This window comes from Pseudomonas sp. SWRI18 (genome assembly GCF_014268345.1).
GTDB lineage: Bacteria > Pseudomonadota > Gammaproteobacteria > Pseudomonadales > Pseudomonadaceae > Aquipseudomonas > Aquipseudomonas cedrina.
In genome coordinates, this window is the sequence record NZ_JACCQQ010000011.1 from 24,820 (window position 1) to 43,166 (window position 18,347).

An 18,347-nucleotide genomic window follows, 5' to 3' on the forward strand; every position below is an offset into this window, starting at 1 on the left:
CCACCGAGTGAGTGAGTGCGTAGGTTCAGCAAGCGCGGCGAATAGTTGGAGATACTTTTAGATTCAGACTCTCATTGAAATGGTCACATCCTCAAACGAGCTTTCATGCCCCACCAGGACAGCCTCCTGCCGCCGTTACCAATGCCCTAAACGCTCGCAGCCCCACACCGCTCCGTCCAGCCATAGCCGTTCACTGGCTCTCTCTTAGCCCTATGTGCCTCGCCGGGTTCCCCCACACGGCGCAATGGCGATAGTATTGTGCCATTACCCAGGGCACCCGGATGCCCAACAACCCTTACGTATTAGGCGAGGAGGGTGGGAGGAGCACGGCATGGATCAGCTATGGCACAGATACGCACACAGAAGACCACCACATCCCGTAGCGGTTATTTGGGAGGCTTCGTCGTGCCCGCGATTTGACAAGTAATCGCTTAAAAATAAGATTGCCCGGCAGTCCAAAATTCCAAACGAATCCCCATACGAACAACATTTCAGAACCAAGGTACTCAGGTATGAGTGAGCAGGAACAAGAAAAGAAGCAGGAATACGCTTTTCACCCAGCTGATCTAATCGAGTATGCGATGGATAAACCCATTGGCGCAGCTCGTGCGGCGTTGAGGGTGGGGCTAGAAGACGCTGACGTTGACCATGACATCATCATTGCCGAACTGATGGGGAACATGGAGTTAAATCAGCGGTTCCTGAAGAAGCTCACGGGTGCTTTGCGGAAGAATCCAAATAAGATCATTGGTGAGATGCCAGATCGTATCCAGACTCTTCAGGTGGAGCGCGACCTCGGAATATGATGTGCTCTAATTTTACTTTAGTAAGCAATAAACCTTGTCACCGAGGTGTAGCAAATGTCTTTGGTTGAAAATGCCATAGTGCTACCTCCAGCCCCTGAATTTGAACTCACGGCATTGGACGTAGAAAAAGGTGAACCAGTTCATCCCCTGGATCGCCTTCAAATCATGTCTGCGGATACTTGGGAAGTCTTTACGCTGGAATTCGTTTCTTACCTAGGTAAAGGCTACGAGTCAGTCACCCGCTGTGCTGGTGCGGGAGACAAGGGGCGCGATGTCATCGCCCGGCACTCTAGGGGATGGGACAATTACCAATGCAAACACTACAAAGATAAGCTGAGCGTTGCAAATGTAGTGGCAGAGCTGGGTAAGCTGGTCTATTACACTTGGAAAGAAGACTACACCCTTCCGCACGAGTATCGATTCGTGTCGCCGAAAGGCTGTAGTTCCGATTGCATTGATATGCTGGGCAAGAAGTCTCGCATAAAGGCTGAAATCATCAAGCGCTGGGATAAGGTCTGTAAGGACAAGATCACGAAGACAGAATCCATCCCTCTTGAGGGAGCTCTGTTAGAATATCTAAATACCCTCGACTTTTCTTTCGTTGATGAGATGTCGTCACAGGAATTAATCGAGAAGCATGCACTCACACCCTATCACACATCACGATTTGGGGTTTATCATCTAAAGCGACCGCAGGTTCGTAATCCCGAGCTTGGTGCTGTTGGTGATAATGAGAAAGTCTACATTGATGCACTCTTGGACGCGTTCTCTGATGCCGATGGGGCAGAGTATTCATTTGATAGTGTAATGGGCAGTGAATACAAAGACGATCTTGAGCGAGCAAGGATCAACTTCTTCAGTGCGGAATCACTGGAGATGTTTTCGCGTGATGCGTTTCCTACAGGGTGCTATGAAAGCCTCAAAGGCGAGTGCCACGAAGGTGTTCACAGTGTAGTGCGTAAAAAGTTCGATGATGGGTATCAACGGTTTCTTGAAGTCAGCACTCACTGCGTAAAGATTCCATACGATGCCCATCCACTTCGTCATTTCTTGCAGACCTCGGATCGAAAGGGGCTATGCCACCAGTTGGTGAATGACATGAAGTTTAAATGGATCAAGAAATAGATGATGAACTCAAAGGACTTGTACAACAGCCCTGTCGAGATTGGGGCACGCATCGTTCTGTTGCTAGCAGGTTTGTCTCGGGAGCTTGACCTAGATGAGCTGATCTTTCTTGACTATGCGGCTATTTATAGTAGTGATTTTCAAGGTGAGCCAAGTCTGCACCCTATCCTATTGAACCGACTTTCCGAGCTGGTTCGTAGACGGGAAATATTCCCAGGTGCGATTAGGCTGTTTATCGCTAAGGGGTTGATTACTTCACGGGTCGACGAGCGGGGTGTTCGATATTTAATTACCGACGCGGGCAGGGCATTTGCCATCAAGTTGACCACTGAGTATCACGCAGATTTCAAGCGGCATGTTGTGTGGGTTGAGGGGAATATTGACTACCTCGCAGCTCAGCGTCGCACTATATATAAAGTTGACAGGGTGGTCTGATGTATATTGAAAGTGTGGTTGTGAGCGGCCCTGAGCGTAGAGACGCTTCCGTATATTTTACGAAGGGTGCTAATGTTGTTCAGGGTGGCTCTAATACGGGTAAATCCTACATTGTTCAATGCATCAAATTTGCCCTGGGTTCTAATACTCCCCCAAAGTCAATTGATGAATCCCAAGGCTATACCACGGTCAAGGTTAAATTTGTAAATGAAGACCAGTCTTCCTTTACGATAGAGAGGGAGCTTTCTGCAAGTTCAAAGCCTACTTTTTACGACGAGGAGGGCAAGGTTCAAGTTTTGGGTGTGAAACATAACCCTACGAAAATGAACTCTATTTCGAACCAGATTTTGGATAGATTGGGGCTCAATGGGAAGTTGTTGCTGAAGGGTACAACTTCATTAAATAACGCTTCCTTCTCCCTTCGCGATTTCGAAAAAGTCTTTTTGATGGATGAGACGCGAATCGTGGCTGATTACTCTCCTTTGGGCACTGGCCAAAATGATGAGGCCACCAAAGAAAAATCCATTCTTAAGCTGTTGCTTACCGGGAAAGACGACGCCGGGGTCAAACAGGCTAAGAAAGAGCTTGCGTCAAAGGGGGCACTGCGCCATCGAGTTGCTGCTGTCGAGGACATCATCAGGCAATTCTATCCAGATGTTGACGCCACCGAGGCCCTAGAGCTCCAGAAGCTCAATTCGTTTACCGCCCAGGTCGCGCTCCGATTGGAGGTGGCTGAAACTGAGCTGGAAGGTGCGTTCCATTCGAGTGAAGACCTCTTCAGGCAAAAAGCCAATCAGCTCTCCGAGCTGGAGATTGTTGAAGGCAAGCTCGCAGAAGACAAGGCACTCCTTGGCCGATTTGACATGCTTGGTCAGAAATACGAATCAGACCGCCAGCGTCTTCAGGGCATTGAGCAGGCGGCAGTTTTGCTTGAAGGTTCAGACGCGGTGCTATGTCCAACCTGCGGCAATCATTTTGACTCCGAATCTTGCACAACGGACGTTGATGACATTAAAAAAGGTGTTTCCTTCGAGCTGGATCGAATTTCGAAGAACATCCACGAGCTCGCGGAAGCCCAAGGATCCCTGACTGCAGCGATCGAACGGAACGCCTCCAACGCAGAGGCCACCAAGACATCCATCGCCGCACTGGAGAAGCTGATCACGTCTGAGATTCAGGATTCGGTACAGGCAGTGAGTGACCTTAGAGAACTCGCCTCTTCCCTCAAGCATGACCGGTCGGCACTGGAACGGCGTGTGATTGATAAGGCTAGGCTGACGGGCGAGCTGAAACGACTCGGAGTTCTCCTGCTTGAAGAGCAAAACGCCTATACGCCTGAAGGCTTTGAGGAAACAGCCCAACCGCTGGTGGAAGAGATCGAAGCGATTCTGAAGCGCTGGAGCTTCCCGAACTACTGCCCGGTATCTTTCGATTTCGCAAGACGAGACATCACTATTGGCGGGAGCGCGAGGGGCAATTTCGGCAAGGGGTATCGAGCCATCGCTTCAGCTGCGTTCGCGCTAGGGCTGATGAATTTGCTGAAGCTTTCCGGGCGTCATCCTGGTTTCGTGGTGCTCGATTCGCCGCTGACCACGTACAAGGAAGGGGATCCGGAACCTGGGGAAGAGGATAAAGAAGTAGCGGAGGACATGATATATGCGTTCTATCAGGATGTTGCAGATCACTTCAAAGGCTCTCAAGTTATTATTTTTGAGAACAAGGAACCTGATACGGCCCTCATCCCTCAATTGAACTACGAGCACTTTACGAAGAGCAGAGGGAATGGCCGGTATGGCTTCTTTCCGCTAAAAGACTGATGTGGTGGTGTAGTGTGGTCACTCAGCCTCGAAATATGAAGTCCTAAGTGGAGAGCCTTAGGTTTCATGCGATTTCAAATATTTTGCCAGGCTTAAAAAGTCATGGGTTTCTTGAAAGGAGTAGGTAGATGACTAATGCTGTTGTCTGGTATGACCATGGTTCTTCATCTGTCTGGGCGGCGGCCGATTCGCTGCTTACCGCTATATCGAAGAATGCCGATCACACCTCAATCAGTAGGGTCACGGATCAGGCAATGAAAGTATTGCGATTGAGAGTGGGCGCCTGGGGTGTCACTGAGTACACTGTTGCGGCTGGGCCTATGATTAGCTACGACGTCGGTATGGTGTACGCTGGAGCGGTAACACCCGCGCTCATGACGTACTCCGCAGCGTCAATGATGCTGGATAATTTGCATCCGCAGACAAAAGACAATACACAAATAAGGACTCCAGACCTTCGCGCTGTTGCAGATCTTATACGACATCTATCTGAACGTTATACTAAAGACGCAAGCGTTGGGTATGCAGCGGGCAGAGCACCATTCTGCGAGTTTGTCATTTTTGGTATTGCCCCAGACGATATGCTCAACTCTCGTCCACTTGAATGTTACTGGATACACCCGGAGTTCAATGAAAATGGGGAGTTTTCTCAAGTCGCTCAATCTATCGATCTTTTAAAGGGGGAGGTCGCTGTAATAGGTGATGATGCAGATAACCTCCGCGCAGAGATAAAGTCCCTACAGGACACCCCCAAAATTGAGGAGAAAGGTAGAGAACCTCGTTTAGCGCTAGAAGCTCGTATGCGGGCCAGAAAGCACGATACTGTTGGCGGCACACTGCAGTTCGGAGTCATGAGTTCGAGAAGTTGCCGATTAGAGCTCTTCGGCGCGATGCATGACCAATACGGTGATCCTGTGCAGAACTGGCTAGGATTTGATTTTCAAGAAGAGATAAATTCGATTCTTGGTATGCCAGTGAAAATTCCATCCTTGGATTAACGCGCGCTGATTGCCTTCATGCTACCGCGTATAACTCGTATATGCGTGGAGGGTCATTGAGGGTGCTAGCGCTCCGTAGTCCAGTCCCCCTTCCGGTGTCTGAGCCAGGGCCAAACAGCGCTGCTGCACGGCGGATTTCTTGTCTCGGGAGCGTGGCCGATACGTCTTGTAGCAAGAATCTAAGATTGCTTGCTTTATCTAGTAGATCCCGTCCATTTGAATCGAGAATGTCTTTGGAACAAGCGTCGCCGCTCGTGGTTAAATTGCTCTTTGACTAGCAGGCAGCAGACGCGAGGGGCTGATGGGCAAGGATCAAGATTTAGAGGTCGCCGAGAAGGGCACGGACGCCAGTGGCCGCGAGCCAGTTTTAAACGCACCGCCTGAGGACGCTGATGACCAGGCCCAGGCCATTGCAGAGCACTGGCGCGGTGCCTGGAGCGATCTGAGTCGCACGGACGCCGTTGTCGCGCAGGGCCCGAGTTTTGTCCTGTGGCGTTATGAAAAAAACGGCTTCGAGAGCCCCGGTACGTTTTTCCCTGCCGAAGCGATTGACCAGACGATCCCGCACGCAGGGATGCGCGAAGCGCTGCGTGAACACCTGGCTGAGACCGACCATGCAAGCCACCTGGTGGCCGTCATCGTTTTACAAGGGGACGTTGGAGCCGCGATGTCGGTGATTCCAAAAACGGCTATCTGCAAACCGCAGGCTTGGTTTGAAATGACCAAGATTCGGAAGGCTTCGATCTCTGACAAGGTGTGGATCCCACTGCGCGCTGACCATACTCTGACGTCAGAGGGGGAGTACGGCTATGAAGGCCATCTGGAAGAGTATTTCGGCGTAGGCTCGGTCATGTTCGACCTTCAGCATCGCGACGAAGTTTCTAAACTGGGTTGGGGCGACATTGGTGGTAACACCTTTGCCGGCGGTGAAGAATCGCATCGTGTATGGCCGAAAGAGAATGCCCACGACGCGTCAACAAGTCCGAGTCCCACTCTCAGTCAGCAGACTGACTCGGTCGTTAGCTTCCGTTTGCCATTCACAGACTTGAACGTGTCGTTAAACACTCGCCCAGCCAAACCTGCAGCTCCTCCCGAGCCAGTGTTTCCGGCGGAGCCCATCTTCGTCAAAACCTACTATTGGGCGGGTAACTGGGCCAGTCATCACTCTGATGCGGTAGGCACTGGACTGGTTATTGAGCAGAGCTTCGATGGTGCGGTGCCGAATGAGTGGCACCTGCATCAGGATTTCGTGATTTCGCTAGGCCTGCAGCGAGAAGGCGACGTTTGGTTGCGGCCAGTCGAGGGTTTCATGGAGGTCGTGAGGCTTAAGCGTGACGAGCAGGGTAAGCCTGTATTCCTCGAAGCGCGCACTGAGCACCTACGTGATTACCTGAGAGCTCGGGGCATGTACCTGCTGCTGAGTAGTTACCGAAGCCGCTCCCAGACCGTGTCGGATGCGTCCCATATCGGCTGGCCGTCCAGCGTCGTGCAAGAGGAGAAGGACGGAATTGCCTGGGAGGGCGTCAATTACGAGATCCATGAGGGCGGCAAGGCCTACGGCTCATCGACAGGTGTTTTCCATGTCTCTCATACAGACGTCGACGCCGACGATGACGTGCCAAGGCTTGGGCTACCCGACGATGATTCTGTCGTGTCCAAATCTTGGTCTATCCAACACGAGGGAAGAAAGCTCCATTCCCTGAGTGGGTCGCTTTGGATGACTGAGGCTGTTGAGCCTGGGCGTGTGAGCGAAAAGGTAAAGGGCGAAACGCCGCTGACCAAGGTGGACTTCGCCATTAATGGCTCTGGCGATCGTGTCAGCGGGGACGAGCTCGCATCCACTGGTGGTTGGCTATGGTTCCGCCCGAGCGTCACCGCTCTTTTAGGCAGCTACCGGGGCTCTTGCCTGCGGTGGTACACCCGGGACACCGGCGCCATTGGGATCTCAAGCGGGGATAGCGTCCATTTCGGTCTGAATGCCCTAGGCTTTATAAATGTTTATGCCAAGGACATCGGCCAGCTTCCACCTTGGCAGCAACGTGTATGGGCGGGGGCAAACGTCGTTCCTGAGGGTGGAGTTTCGGAGGAGCTCTTGGCATCGCAGGCTAAAGCTCTTCCTGCTGCAACGAAAGCGCCTGAGGCGCGGCTGCGTCCGGCATATGACGAGGTCAATGCCACGTTCGAGAAAATCAGTGGAAAGCCGCTCTTCTCCCCACATCATGCGACGGATAACATTTTTAAACGTGTTCATCGGTTCCGGGCCCTGGAGAAAACTGGGGTGCTTGAGCTCGCAAAAGATCTAGCCAGGCTTACGGTTGAATCTCTTGATGGCGATGCGTTGACCTCTATGGGCGCGCAATCTGGGAAAACGAAGTCCGGGTCTATGAAACATTTGGAAGCTGGCTTGATGAAGCGGGGAGCAACCTTGGAGGAAGCGAGGGCGCTGACCAAGGTGTTGGTGGGAATCAATCAGCTTAGGCAAGCGGACGCACATTTGCCGTCCTCAGGATTTTCCGAAGCGTTTGATTTTGTAGGCGTCGATCAGCAGTCCGATACGGTGGTACAAGGGCGCCAGATGCTTGAGATGCTGGTTGACTCTCTGGTGGGGATGACGAAGGTCTTTTCCCAGCCAGCCGTCAAAGGCAACTGACTTGGTTGACGATGAGGTGGTAAACAAGGTGCGGTGTGAGCTCGACATGAGCGAGGCGAACCTTGGGCATGGGATGTAGATATTGCACCCCTGTAACGTATTGGCTCCCTGGACTTGCTCATATGCTTCGAGCATCCGCTCTTTGGATAGAAGCTAAGAGCCCCCGTAGATGGTGGCATTTCGCCTCTTGGGGCATACTGTCTGCCTATGCAGTGAACAACAAGAGCGATGCGTTATGGCCGTAGATAGGAAATGGGAAGAAAAATTCGACTCTGATGAATTCGATGATTACAAAATGGCGTGGGTCGAAAAAGAGAGGCTCAGGCAAGAGAACTCTGACGCGGGATGGATTTATATCGGGATGGACACAAGATCCCCGGATAGAGCTAAGATCGGCCTAACGACTGGAAGGTTAGCTACTAGAGCTAGCAGTAGCCACAATCCCTCTTACGTACCGTACTATGCCTTCAAGGTTAAAGAAGGTGTTTGCAGCAAGCAGATAAACGAAATCGAAGCGCTGGCCATTTCAATGCTTGAGACTAAATATGAGCGCGTCCCTCATGAAGGGTCAGGCGTCGCGTCTGAATGGTTTAAGGTAAGTCCAGATGAACTCAAAGAAGAAATAAATGAGTTTTTGTGTGAGAGGCATATGGGATCTATGCTTGGCTATCGTTGTTCTGATCGAGATATGGATGTGATCCACTCCTGGGGGAATGATCGCATATTGAATGGCGGTCGGAATATGCCATATGAGGCAAGTGATCGTAGTAATCCTCCGGTAGCTTTTGAATGCTACATGCCTGGTGGATGTGGCGCTGCAGATTGTGATTGTTTTGAATAGTTTGAGTTTTTAGTTTGTATCATAGATGAGCTGCGTCTATAAGGAGATTCACGTGCCAGAGACAAATGATAATGCATCGAATCACGGAATATATTCTGTACTCCATCGGCTGGTAGGGATTGTTGGGTGGATACTTTTTGTTCCGGTTTTTTCGATGCTCACTTTAATCGGTTTTTACATTTGGTCTGTTTTTGACCGTTCCAGCAATTCTTTGGCAGCCGCAGGAGATATTAAGGAGATGTTGGCCACGTTTTGGCAAAATGTGAAGCCAATAGCTGTAGATATCTTAACCTCTGTTGTGCCAATTTTGATTTTGTTGGTGGTGGTGGGGCTGTTGAAATGGGCTTCTCCAGAGAAGTGGTTTAATGCTGAAAATCTTAAAGATAACTTGCCTTCGGTAATTGCGCTGATTGTTATTGTGACTGTGTGTATTTTGGCCGTTTCTGGGAACGCAATACCGCACACGTTGAATAGTATCGGGCTGGTTGTAATTGGCTATTATTTTGGAAAGGTTAAAGCTTAGGCTTCTTTTGAAAAGAAATGTTTATCCTGGCCTTTTTTACGAAGCCCGAAGTCGATCCGGGCTTTCTTAAAATGACAGCGGCGAGCGTTTAGGACGTCTGCGCGATATCCTCTTCCAGTTCCCGCACAGCCTTACTGGCTTTGATTTCAAATCTGCGCTCTACCTCTGCGTCGCTAAGCCTCAACGCGTCATCGCCTAGCCACATGGCGAGTTTCTCGCGTTTCTGATTGACCGTGAGAGCATCGAGGTTTGGGATGTAGCCATTATCGGCCTTCATGCCTCTCTGCAGTTCGTAGAAGGTCTTGATCAGCGATTTCGGATGGATCTCACCGCTTGGGCAGAATCGGTCTGTAAGCTTTCTGATCGTGTGATTGATGGCACGCAACTGGGACGTCGTGGTGATTTGGCAGAAATACGCAGCCCAACCGAGGCGCTTGCCTTTGAATATGCAGCCAGTAATTCTCAGGTTCAGCTTCCACTGGCAGTAGGCCAGAGCGCGCTCCTTATCGGCAGGTCGTCGAGCTGTTACCAGTTTGTGCCGGTATGCCGTGAAGATTTTGGCGATCGAAGACTCGAATCTGAGGATGCTCTCATGTCTAATGAGCACCTGGTTGCCTTCGATTTGATATCCAAGGAAGCTGAAAGGGTCGGTCAGGCTCTCCACCTTGGATTTCGACCCTGGTTCGAAGTCATGCGGATTGAGCTTCAGAGCTTTCAATTCGGCGATGAGCTCATGAGCGGTAGAGCGCGCCACCCCTGCTGGCCCCAGGATCAGGATGTCGTCAACGTAACGCTTGTACCAAATCCCTGTCCGGGCCTCGAAAAGGCTATCAATGCCCTGCAGCGCAATCTCCGCGAGCACATTTGAAATGGCGAGGCCTTGCGGCACTCCCACGGTGGGCCGATCGGCACCCTTACTTCCTCTGGATTCAGGCACCGTGGGCGTTGTGAGTGCGGCGTTGATCAGCTGCCTGAACTCAGGTTTCTGAATTTTCTTCCGCGTCGCGGCTGCTACCAATTCATGAGGTATGGTTGGGTAAAATTTTTGAAGATCGATCTTGGCATATTCGGCATACGCGCCAGAGTCGAGCGCCGATTTTAGAGAGTCGATGACTGTCTGGGGGAGGGTGAGTTTGGCATCGGGAAAAACGTCCGATAGGCAATTACACAGTGCGCGTAGGACGATTCTGTCCCTGGCCGTCGGAATAGATATCTGACGAGGCGGCAACGATGCCCCCTTAAGTATCAGTTTTTCTTTGTAAGCAGTGAACCGGTACTCCCCCCGGTGCACCTTGTCGACTATGTAGTCGAGCTCTGCGGTTAGCTGTTTATCCAGGTTAGCCGGGCGCATGCGATCGAGGCCGATGGCGCCGGAGTTTTTGATTCTGTCGGTGTAAATCTCCTGGAGACGCTTTCGGGTAAAGACCTTTTTGAAGCTTTTCGCTGCGCTCATGGCTTGTTCCAGAAAGCATATAGGCCTACCAGTACCGGTAAGGCATACAGCATCGCCGTAATTACAAACCGCATCGTCAGCCAAAATACTGCGGAAAAGTACTCGAAGCCTGTTGGTGGCCTGGTGGTTGGGCCGCCTGCAAAAATGCGGGCGATGCGATCATCGATCTCTCGATGATTCTCTGACTCAGCCAGCAGTTCGTCGTACCTGTTGATTTGTTCTGGGGGCGGTGCAGGCTGGGGAGTATTGGGCAGGCCGTCAGGCATTCCCCGATGGAGCTTTTGTAACTCCAGGTAGTTGGTGCGCATCAGCATGGCTCGACCCCGGAAGTCGCGGTTGGCAACTGCGAGCGAAATGCCCAGCAAGGCAACCGAAAGAATCGTCGCCATGATGTCAGTATCAGGGCCGAGGATAGTGCTGTGTCGAATGGTCAGCACCCCCAGCGCTGTGCTGAGGATTGCGTACCATACCAACAAGAGTTGCGAATGAAAGTCCAGCCACTCCAAGCGCTTGTGAGCCTGGATGCGTGCCTTGTAAGTGAACCAGACGCTGTCCTTTTTCACGCACATCTCTCCATAGAAATTGGTGAAGGGGCAGGGGGATTTGAGTACCGTTGAACATCCCGTAGGGATCAGTGGGCCGAAACCCAACAGCCGAAGCTGTTAATTATCAGAACCGCCCTCGTTGGTACGAGAGGAAGAACCCGCCCCTTCGCGGCTGATTCTACAATGCTATTATGGAGGGTGGAAGCCATTCAATTGCTCGACCGTATGGCCCAAGTAAGGCTTGCGTGTTGACAAATGTTTGTATAAAGCTGATACCGCAAAACGCGAGGTAGTGACGGTGGTTAGCCTAAACCACCGCATTTATCCGCACCCCATGGGGCTACCAGGGAGATCGGGCTACCCTTGATGCTAGTCAGGCTGGCATCTCCAGCGGCAACGGTCGGCAGCTCTCACAGGCCTTCCGAGCAGGTTAGAAAGGAGAGGGGTCGCCATCAAGAAGCAGCGAGAGGTCAGCTATCTTTGCCCCCAGCGTCGCTTTCAACGTTGCTCTCAGCTTCTTGTCCACCTCTTTATGCAGTCGAATCTTTTCTATGGCCAGTGCAATTATGAATTCCATTGCCGCTTCGCCGCGCTCATATGAGTAGCCCTTCGCCACGCGCAGAATGATGTCCGCCATCGCTGCGCTGTAGATCTCGTGGGCACTGTAATCCAGCTCCGTGGGGAGTGCCGCTCTGAGAAACGCCGACTGGATGATTCCGTCGTCATACCGAGAGAAGACATCCGGCGACAGCAGCACCTGCTGTAACTCACCCGATTCCAGTCGTTTCGCGTCCTTGATTTTTGCCCCTTCCCGGGCGTTCTGCAAAATCCAAAGAATGGTCAAGAAGATGTCTACAGTCGACGCCTTTTTAACATCCTCCTTCCCGTTCACGAACGCGAAGCCATCAGTAAGCTTCATCTCTTCGTTCGTGAAACTGCTTGGCCAGAATGCCTGGGACGACAAGCCCAATGCTTCCTCGGCAGCCAACTGGTCAGCGCGGTTTTTGATCAGGAGCAAGCTCTCATCACCAAAGGCAACCAGCTTGTTGAGTATGTCTTTTTCTTTGGCCCAGTGATTACTGCACACAGCGCTGCCCGCGGGAATCTCCATGAAAGCCTTGAATACGTAGCGGCGCTCACCCTTCGGTGGTTGCGTCAGATTGGAGCTCAGGTCTTTCATCAGCTCGTAGGTTCGACCGAAGAGGGCTCCGACGATGTAGAGACGAGTTCCTGATTTCTGGGCACTCCGCAGTCGCCTGCTGACTCTTTGCAGAATGGTTCCACGCTCCGCCGCAGCTGCAACCACAATAACTGAGCCATGAAGCTCTTCATCTTGATTGAAGTCTTCTTCGCTGACCTTGGTGCAGGTCAGGCCTCTATCAGTCAGATATTTCAAGGCTTCCGTCGCGAGTTTCTGACTCGCTGAGTCTTGGTCATGGATGATCAGCTTGGTCGACGCGGGCGACTCCTGGTCGAGGCACTTTTTGAACCAGGTCTTGAAGCCCTCAGTCTCGACCAGTTTGTCCGTGTCCACATGTACAGTCCGGCGTCTCTCCCCCCCAGGGATGGGCTTAACGCACCTGAAGAGCCCCTTACCTATGAAAGAGTAAAATTTCTCCTGAAGGCCATCAGGCAGGTGATCCATGCTGATGTTTAACAGCCTTGTCTCAGTGTGTTCTGCGATAAAGCGCTCGCCATGAATCCTGATGGTCTGTCGGGCTTCCGAAGTTTCGGACTCAGCGAGCATTTCGAAATCCTGAGGACGTTCCAGAGTATGGACAATCGTGCAGCTTTCAGACTTCTTGGAGAACGACAGAACCGTAGCGACTCGGGATGGGGGAGCGCTGTTGACGCTAATCCACTGGTCGGCCAACTTACACGTAGATGAGGCAGAGATCAGGCAAAGGGCAGCATTGGCGCCAGGCAAACGCCCATCCTTCAGCCCCTCGTGCGAATGGAAGGATCGGATGGTTTGGATAGTGGGTTTACCAAACCGGGCCTGATAAAGCTGCATGGAAAGGGCTATGGGCAAGAAAGCCATTGTGTCGAGGTAGATAGTGTCGGGCTCACCCAACGTGCTTGTTGCAGCTTGTTTGAGCATTTTCAGCGAAGCAAACGCAAGAAAGTGGGCGTGCAGTGTCTCGGAGAGAAGATTTTCAGCCCGAATGAAATAATTTGCGGAACGGGACGAGGGCTTCGAAAACAGGAAGCCAGCCGGGGCTTTGGTCAACACTGAGGTGCACTTGACCAGTTTCTCCATGCCAGCCTTGACGATTTTCGCGGTGCCGTTCTGCAGTAGTTTGGAAATGTTCTTCGGGGCACCAGAAATATTCTGGTATCTGATGATGCTGCCGTGGCCATCGTGATACGCAAATCCGTAGCTCAGCGAAGAGTTTGCATCCCGACGCTGCAAGGCGCTGGATAATGGAGAAGCTTTATCTTGGCACTGCTTCTGAATCTGCTCCTCAAAACACTGCGGCATGAGGAAAATTAAGTGATCTGGCAGGATATAGCCGGGTAGGCGCTTCTGCAGGGCATCCGTCACCTGGATATCCGAGATGGCTTCAGGGCCTGTGAAGAACACCACAACCTGTGCGGGCTCTGCCTCTGATGAAGCCGCGAGAGATACTTCGAAATCGTAAAGATCAGACATGTCAGTTCACCGGGATGCAGATGGTGAAGACAGTCCCTTCAGCGGCTTCGAGTTCACCATCACCGCTCCATTTTTTGGGGTGATAGGCCACCTCGCCCTCGTGCCCTTGAAACGCCTGTGAGAGGCAAAGTCTGCCTGTGCGTAACCGAACATAGGCTTGAAGCTTGTTGAAAGCCTGAACGGCGTTATGCAGGCCCATACCCGATTCCTTCGACGGCTTGGTGGTGACGTGTTTTTTGAAACAGTCGAGGGTAGCTTGAAGCTCCTCATCAAGTGACAGCTTGTCCAACGACTCAAGCGGTGCACCCTCACTTTTAGAAAGCCAACGTCTTGCGAGGCCAGGGCCGCTGTCGATGATCGATAGCTCTAGAAAATCGAGCGCATCGACACCTTTGACCATGTGCCGGATGACGAAACGCGCAAATTCGGGCTCAGTGTGGGAGTAGTTCTTAATCTCCGTTTTGCTGATGCGACTTGCTTTGACAGTCATGCCACGCAAGCCCTTTTTGTATTTGTCTCCCTTCAAATCGCATGACGCATGTTCGTCAGCGTTCGATATCAGCTCTTCAAGGACAGTGCCCAAGGCGCTAAGGCCGCTGCGCATCAACGCATTACGTTCATGCCTGGTGTGCATGACTGATGACAAGTCTTCAATCAAGGTGGAGAAGGTTGGCCACTTATGGACTTCAGGTTCTCGTCCCCCGTAGTAGAAAGGCTTGATGTACTCCATCTGCGCGTGGTTGATACTGAAGAGGTTAATCACCTTGGGGCGAGCCCCTCTGCCCCCTGAAGTGTGCTTCAGATCACTTTCGAACATTGCTTCAATCATTGGTCGAATGACAGTCAATGCTGCGCGCCGGTCAATCGGATCGTGATTTTCCGATTCAATGTCTGAGCTCATGACCAGCGCGGCTAAACCTGCCGCCGTTTTGGCAAGCTGCGAAACGTGTTCGAGAGCGTTTTCAGTGTCTGCGTAGAGGTGCAACGTGCTTTTGTTCTGGGCTTTTGCCCAGGTGATCACGAGTTGCGCAAGGGATGCGTCGACCCCCAGAAGTCCCCCATGACTCATGGAAACGGGCAGCCGCAACTCCGAATGGGTGTAACACAGAGGGTAGAGTTCCTCTATGTCATACGTATTCATGCTTCGAGTGATTTTCATCAGCACCTCTGACATTCCTTCGATTGGGTGCTGAGCCACGCTAGAAGCAAGGAGCACGGGGAACTGTCACCAGCCGAAATATCCACGCACATAAACGGGCAGGGAATGAAACGTATTCGGAGTGCAGGGACAGCAACTGTACGTAACCATGCTGCCGCTTGGAAGGTGGCGGGTGCAAAAATACCGGTATTCGAGCGGTGCTCCAAAGCAGTCACGATGACTGAAGACCCTTGGCAATTAAATGACTGGTCGATCAGGCCGATGCTGGCGAGCTAGCGCATTGAGTAACATTGCCGCTTCGTACACGAAGCAGGAGAACAGAAGGGGCTATAGCTGAGAAGATAAGGCCATAGCGGAGCGATCATGAATGCAGTGCTTCGAGCGGGCCCGAAGACCCTTTGCAACTGATGCGTCACTCATTAGAGGGGCAGAAGGGGAATGCAGGCGAGCTGCATGCGGTAGCTCCCTGTGGCCCACTTAGAGCTGAGCGAGTGTTCAGCTTCCCCGATTGAAGGGAAGTACCACGCCACTGTCGCCCGATTTAATGGCCGGATCGCCGCTGACCATGGACTTCAGCTTCGCCAGATGGAAGACCGAAGCTTTACCGGACAGATACCGCTCCGGTAGGCCTGCCAGTTTCTCCACGTCGTTTGCAGCCAAACCGATGTAGTTCGACACCGACTCAATCGGCATGACACCAGAAGACGACAACAATTCGATGGTGCGTTTCAGGAGCCGGGGGTGTTCAGGCGCGCGCGCATCATCGCCTGGCTCGGATTTAGCCCCCCACCGGGCTGACCTGCGTTTGAACAGAACCAGTTTCTCATCAGCATCGATAATCTTGAGTGCTTCAAGTCGCATGATCATGGCTGCAACAGAGACGCCCCAGCGTTGCTTAAGCAATAGAAGGCTGTCCAGCGTTACTGGTGTTCGCACGTCGGCTGCAAACGTTTCTGCCGGCAGCAAGAAAGCTCCAGCGAAACGATGAGCTTGCGCTTCCATTAATTTGTAGCGCTCAGGGTCGGTTGAGCGGTCAATGCCTTTGTGCAGAATGAGGTGACCAAGTTCATGAGCAAGGTCGAATCGACTGCGAAAGCCATTCCCTTTGTCTGCAGACAGCAGAATCAATGGCCGCTGAAGTTCGTGACTCCAAGCGGAGAGCCCTTCGATCGGGGCGATACCCGTTTCCTCTCGAACCACGATGACGCCTGCACCCTCTACAGCCATTGCCAAATCGGGGATGGCCCGACGGCCAAGACTCCAGAGGTCTCTGCACTCGCTGGCAGCTTCCTCGATATCAGAATTAGCAATTTGCTGAGGATCTGTGAACGATCTTACAGGCAGGTTTACGTCCGGAAAGTCGACGAACTCGCTCATCGCCAAGACGATGTCCTGCGTCCATTCCAGTCGGGCTTCTAGCATGGCCCTTGCAGAGACATGCGCAGACGCATTGCTTCGGAAAAGAGGCAGCGAGCCCTTCTTGGGAAGAGGGCGGGTGAACCATTCAGGACTGACATTGATGACCTTGGAGAGGCTATCCAGCGCCTCTGCTTCGGGAGCCTGTTGCCCCGATTTCCACTTGCTAATCGTAGACGGCGATACGCCGACCATGGCAGCGAGTTGTACCTGGGAAAGGGCTCGGGCAGCCAGTGCCTGAATCAATCTTCCTGGTTGGAAATCTGTGATGCCCCGGCTCATGTTTCTTTCTGTCCTCCGAGCTCGATGAAGCCCGCTTTGAGTTTTACTTTTGCATTGTCGGCCTGTTTCGGGGCCGCCTCATAGCGATCCAAGAACTGGCTCAAAGGTTCCCGAAACAACCACCCATCCATTTTGGGATTGGGCACCGCGATGTAGACCTGCAACGGCTTCTCAGGATGGAGATGCAGTGAACCGCTGAAACGTGCGACGAAGAAGAATGTCCCCGAGGTCACATCTTGAGGCCCGAAAAGTGATGGCTGCACCAGTTGGCTCATGGCCTCATTAGCTTCGGCCAGCTCGCGTCGGGTGACGCTACGGTTTGGGCGATTCCAATTCGTGGTGTTCATGTTCAAGCGCGCGAATTTGAACATCCCTGCCACGCCCACGATTACGCGGTTGCCCTGGGAGGACATCAGCTCGGCGCTTGACGCTTCCAGCAGGTCGCCGAACCGCTCGTTCATCTGAATGTGCCGCATGTACCCCAGTGCAGTTTTTCGCTGCGTCCTGACATCCTTTGTCAACCCAAAAGCCTGGAGCGCACCAGCGGTGAAGGCATCTTCGACACCCATCACAAGGTCACGGGGAACGTTGGTGATCAGCATAGCGGCAATTGCTTCTGGGTTTGGGGTCATGTAGTCGATCTCGGGTTTCGGATAGCGAGATTATATGCCTTAAAAATTTCGTGTAAAGGGGGTTGTTGCGTAGAAAGATGGTTTGAGGGGGCGTTAAGGCGTTCGGATTGGCGACTGAGTAGAGCTGCAACAGCCCTGCTGGGCCGTCGCACGGTCTGTTGTAAGGGCGCTTGATCTACATGTGGCTGCAGCAGGTAGGGCTCTAGCGCCTGCGCTTTTGTGCGTTCCTCCGACTATCTTGATTCGAGTTCCCTGGCATTTTTCAACAGCGCCTGGTTGTATGCGACTTCGTTTCATTGCCGGCAGTGCCTCGCTAGACTCCATGCAAAGGGTAGGAGAGCCATCTGGGTGTCACGCCTGCGTGTTCAGCCGCCAGGTTGATCTTGCTCCATTTCTCCAATCCAGCTGTACGTACCGTGTAGCCAAACGAACACACTGTTGAGTACCTCGCGCAAGTGCCGGATGTTGATGTGCGTAATGTCTGGCAGGTGGTCTTTACCATTGTTGGTCATAGCGTAGCGAAATGCCATCGAGTCTGGGTCTGCGTCGTCCAACTGGCGAATAAACTGGTGCGCAGCATTAGCGTTGGCGTCTGAGTGCTCCATACCAAGCTCATTGAGCAGATGGCGCAATTCTGACCACAGGGGCATCAACCGGTGCTTGTCATACACCTTGGGCTCTTTGCCTGTGAGCGCGCGAGCACTGGTTAGCATCAGTTTGAACTGTAGCTCCAAGGAATGGCGGTACAGAAAAAGCAAAGGGTAAATGCCGCTGTCCAGTGGAACCTGACGATTAGCCATAGCCTCCACAAGGCCGTCAGCTGCGTCTTTGTATGCAAAAGCATAGAGATCGGCACGAAAGTGAGACCAGTTCAGCATCGCGTTATGTTGCCAATCCGCACCCTGGATGAAGAGCTGCTGGCCGGAGAAGTCTGCCGGCCATTGGATGTCCTCTAACTGCGGGTCAAGCATCGGAAGCGAATCGTCATCCATATCATTACCTCACGCTAGTC

The 18,347-nt window shown here is 52.4% G+C and carries 15 protein-coding genes; 8 read left to right on the top strand and 7 right to left on the bottom strand.

All coding sequences use genetic code 11. The features are described from left to right. Nucleotides 1-512: 512 nt before the first annotated feature. From H0Z09_RS14020 to H0Z09_RS14055, 8 genes are all read left to right on the top strand, one after another. The gene (locus H0Z09_RS14020; protein ID WP_186691116.1) at nucleotides 513-806 is read left to right on the top strand and encodes a hypothetical protein; all 294 of its coding nucleotides are present in this window, start codon (nucleotides 513-515) and stop codon (nucleotides 804-806) included. Between the two features lie 54 nt (nucleotides 807-860). After that, nucleotides 861-1,931 (top strand): ABC-three component system protein, encoded by a 1,071-nt coding sequence (locus H0Z09_RS14025; RefSeq protein WP_186691117.1) that lies wholly within the window; start codon nucleotides 861-863, stop codon nucleotides 1,929-1,931. 3 nt (nucleotides 1,932-1,934) lie between these two features. Continuing rightward, on the top strand, nucleotides 1,935-2,366 hold the full coding sequence (locus tag H0Z09_RS14030; protein WP_238340242.1) for an ABC-three component system middle component 2: 432 nt from the start codon (nucleotides 1,935-1,937) through the stop codon (nucleotides 2,364-2,366). Continuing rightward, nucleotides 2,366-4,183, top strand: coding sequence for an ATP-binding protein (locus H0Z09_RS14035; RefSeq protein ID WP_186691119.1), 1,818 nt, complete (start codon nucleotides 2,366-2,368; stop codon nucleotides 4,181-4,183). Before H0Z09_RS14030 ends, H0Z09_RS14035 begins: the two co-directional genes overlap by 1 nt. A gap of 128 nt (nucleotides 4,184-4,311) precedes the next feature. After that, a complete protein-coding gene (locus H0Z09_RS14040; RefSeq protein WP_186691120.1) occupies nucleotides 4,312-5,181 on the top strand; it encodes a hypothetical protein in 870 nt (289 codons plus the stop codon). Between the two features lie 301 nt (nucleotides 5,182-5,482). Further along, nucleotides 5,483-7,831 (top strand): hypothetical protein, encoded by a 2,349-nt coding sequence (locus tag H0Z09_RS14045; RefSeq protein WP_186691121.1) that lies wholly within the window; start codon nucleotides 5,483-5,485, stop codon nucleotides 7,829-7,831. A gap of 235 nt (nucleotides 7,832-8,066) precedes the next feature. Continuing rightward, nucleotides 8,067-8,672, top strand: a complete 606-nt coding sequence (locus tag H0Z09_RS14050; protein ID WP_186691122.1) for a GIY-YIG nuclease family protein — start codon at nucleotides 8,067-8,069, stop codon at nucleotides 8,670-8,672. A 52-nt stretch (nucleotides 8,673-8,724) separates the two neighbouring features. Next, nucleotides 8,725-9,195: a hypothetical protein gene (locus tag H0Z09_RS14055; RefSeq protein ID WP_186691123.1), complete on the top strand. Its 471-nt coding sequence runs from the start codon at nucleotides 8,725-8,727 to the stop codon at nucleotides 9,193-9,195. A gap of 88 nt (nucleotides 9,196-9,283) precedes the next feature. Here the strand turns inward: H0Z09_RS14055 and H0Z09_RS14060 are convergent, their stop codons facing one another. The 7 genes from H0Z09_RS14060 to H0Z09_RS14090 form a co-directional block, all read right to left on the bottom strand. Beyond that, nucleotides 9,284-10,648, bottom strand: coding sequence for a reverse transcriptase domain-containing protein (locus tag H0Z09_RS14060; protein WP_186691124.1), 1,365 nt, complete (start codon nucleotides 10,646-10,648; stop codon nucleotides 9,284-9,286). Next, the gene (locus H0Z09_RS14065; RefSeq protein WP_186691125.1) at nucleotides 10,645-11,211 is read right to left on the bottom strand and encodes an SLATT domain-containing protein; all 567 of its coding nucleotides are present in this window, start codon (nucleotides 11,209-11,211) and stop codon (nucleotides 10,645-10,647) included. The genes H0Z09_RS14060 and H0Z09_RS14065 overlap by 4 nt, the downstream gene beginning before the upstream one ends. 412 nt (nucleotides 11,212-11,623) lie before the next feature. After that, complete coding sequence (locus tag H0Z09_RS14070) at nucleotides 11,624-13,846, bottom strand: hypothetical protein (RefSeq protein ID WP_186691126.1); 2,223 nt, start codon at nucleotides 13,844-13,846, stop codon at nucleotides 11,624-11,626. Between the two features lies 1 nt (nucleotide 13,847). Then, nucleotides 13,848-15,005 (bottom strand): ATP-binding protein, encoded by a 1,158-nt coding sequence (locus H0Z09_RS14075; RefSeq protein ID WP_186691211.1) that lies wholly within the window; start codon nucleotides 15,003-15,005, stop codon nucleotides 13,848-13,850. A gap of 495 nt (nucleotides 15,006-15,500) precedes the next feature. Beyond that, the gene (locus H0Z09_RS14080; RefSeq protein ID WP_186691127.1) at nucleotides 15,501-16,703 is read right to left on the bottom strand and encodes an XRE family transcriptional regulator; all 1,203 of its coding nucleotides are present in this window, start codon (nucleotides 16,701-16,703) and stop codon (nucleotides 15,501-15,503) included. Further along, nucleotides 16,700-17,305, bottom strand: coding sequence for a hypothetical protein (locus H0Z09_RS14085; protein ID WP_238340243.1), 606 nt, complete (start codon nucleotides 17,303-17,305; stop codon nucleotides 16,700-16,702). The genes H0Z09_RS14080 and H0Z09_RS14085 overlap by 4 nt, the downstream gene beginning before the upstream one ends. A 395-nt stretch (nucleotides 17,306-17,700) precedes the next feature. Next, on the bottom strand, nucleotides 17,701-18,327 hold the full coding sequence (locus tag H0Z09_RS14090) for a hypothetical protein (RefSeq protein WP_238340244.1): 627 nt from the start codon (nucleotides 18,325-18,327) through the stop codon (nucleotides 17,701-17,703). Nucleotides 18,328-18,347 lie beyond the last annotated feature (20 nt).

Coding starts and splice junctions, on each gene's coding strand:
- H0Z09_RS14035 (WP_186691119.1), top strand. CDS start 2,366: ATGTATATTGAAAGTGTGGTTGTGAGCGGCCCTGAGCGTAGAGACGCT.
- H0Z09_RS14080 (WP_186691127.1), bottom strand. CDS start 16,703: ATGAGCCGGGGCATCACAGATTTCCAACCAGGAAGATTGATTCAGGCA.
- H0Z09_RS14090 (WP_238340244.1), bottom strand. CDS start 18,327: ATGGATGACGATTCGCTTCCGATGCTTGACCCGCAGTTAGAGGACATC.
- H0Z09_RS14060 (WP_186691124.1), bottom strand. CDS start 10,648: ATGAGCGCAGCGAAAAGCTTCAAAAAGGTCTTTACCCGAAAGCGTCTC.
- H0Z09_RS14050 (WP_186691122.1), top strand. CDS start 8,067: ATGGCCGTAGATAGGAAATGGGAAGAAAAATTCGACTCTGATGAATTC.
- H0Z09_RS14075 (WP_186691211.1), bottom strand. CDS start 15,005: ATGAAAATCACTCGAAGCATGAATACGTATGACATAGAGGAACTCTAC.
- H0Z09_RS14020 (WP_186691116.1), top strand. CDS start 513: ATGAGTGAGCAGGAACAAGAAAAGAAGCAGGAATACGCTTTTCACCCA.
- H0Z09_RS14045 (WP_186691121.1), top strand. CDS start 5,483: ATGGGCAAGGATCAAGATTTAGAGGTCGCCGAGAAGGGCACGGACGCC.
- H0Z09_RS14040 (WP_186691120.1), top strand. CDS start 4,312: ATGACTAATGCTGTTGTCTGGTATGACCATGGTTCTTCATCTGTCTGG.
- H0Z09_RS14085 (WP_238340243.1), bottom strand. CDS start 17,305: ATGCTGATCACCAACGTTCCCCGTGACCTTGTGATGGGTGTCGAAGAT.
- H0Z09_RS14025 (WP_186691117.1), top strand. CDS start 861: ATGTCTTTGGTTGAAAATGCCATAGTGCTACCTCCAGCCCCTGAATTT.
- H0Z09_RS14070 (WP_186691126.1), bottom strand. CDS start 13,846: ATGTCTGATCTTTACGATTTCGAAGTATCTCTCGCGGCTTCATCAGAG.
- H0Z09_RS14030 (WP_238340242.1), top strand. CDS start 1,935: ATGAACTCAAAGGACTTGTACAACAGCCCTGTCGAGATTGGGGCACGC.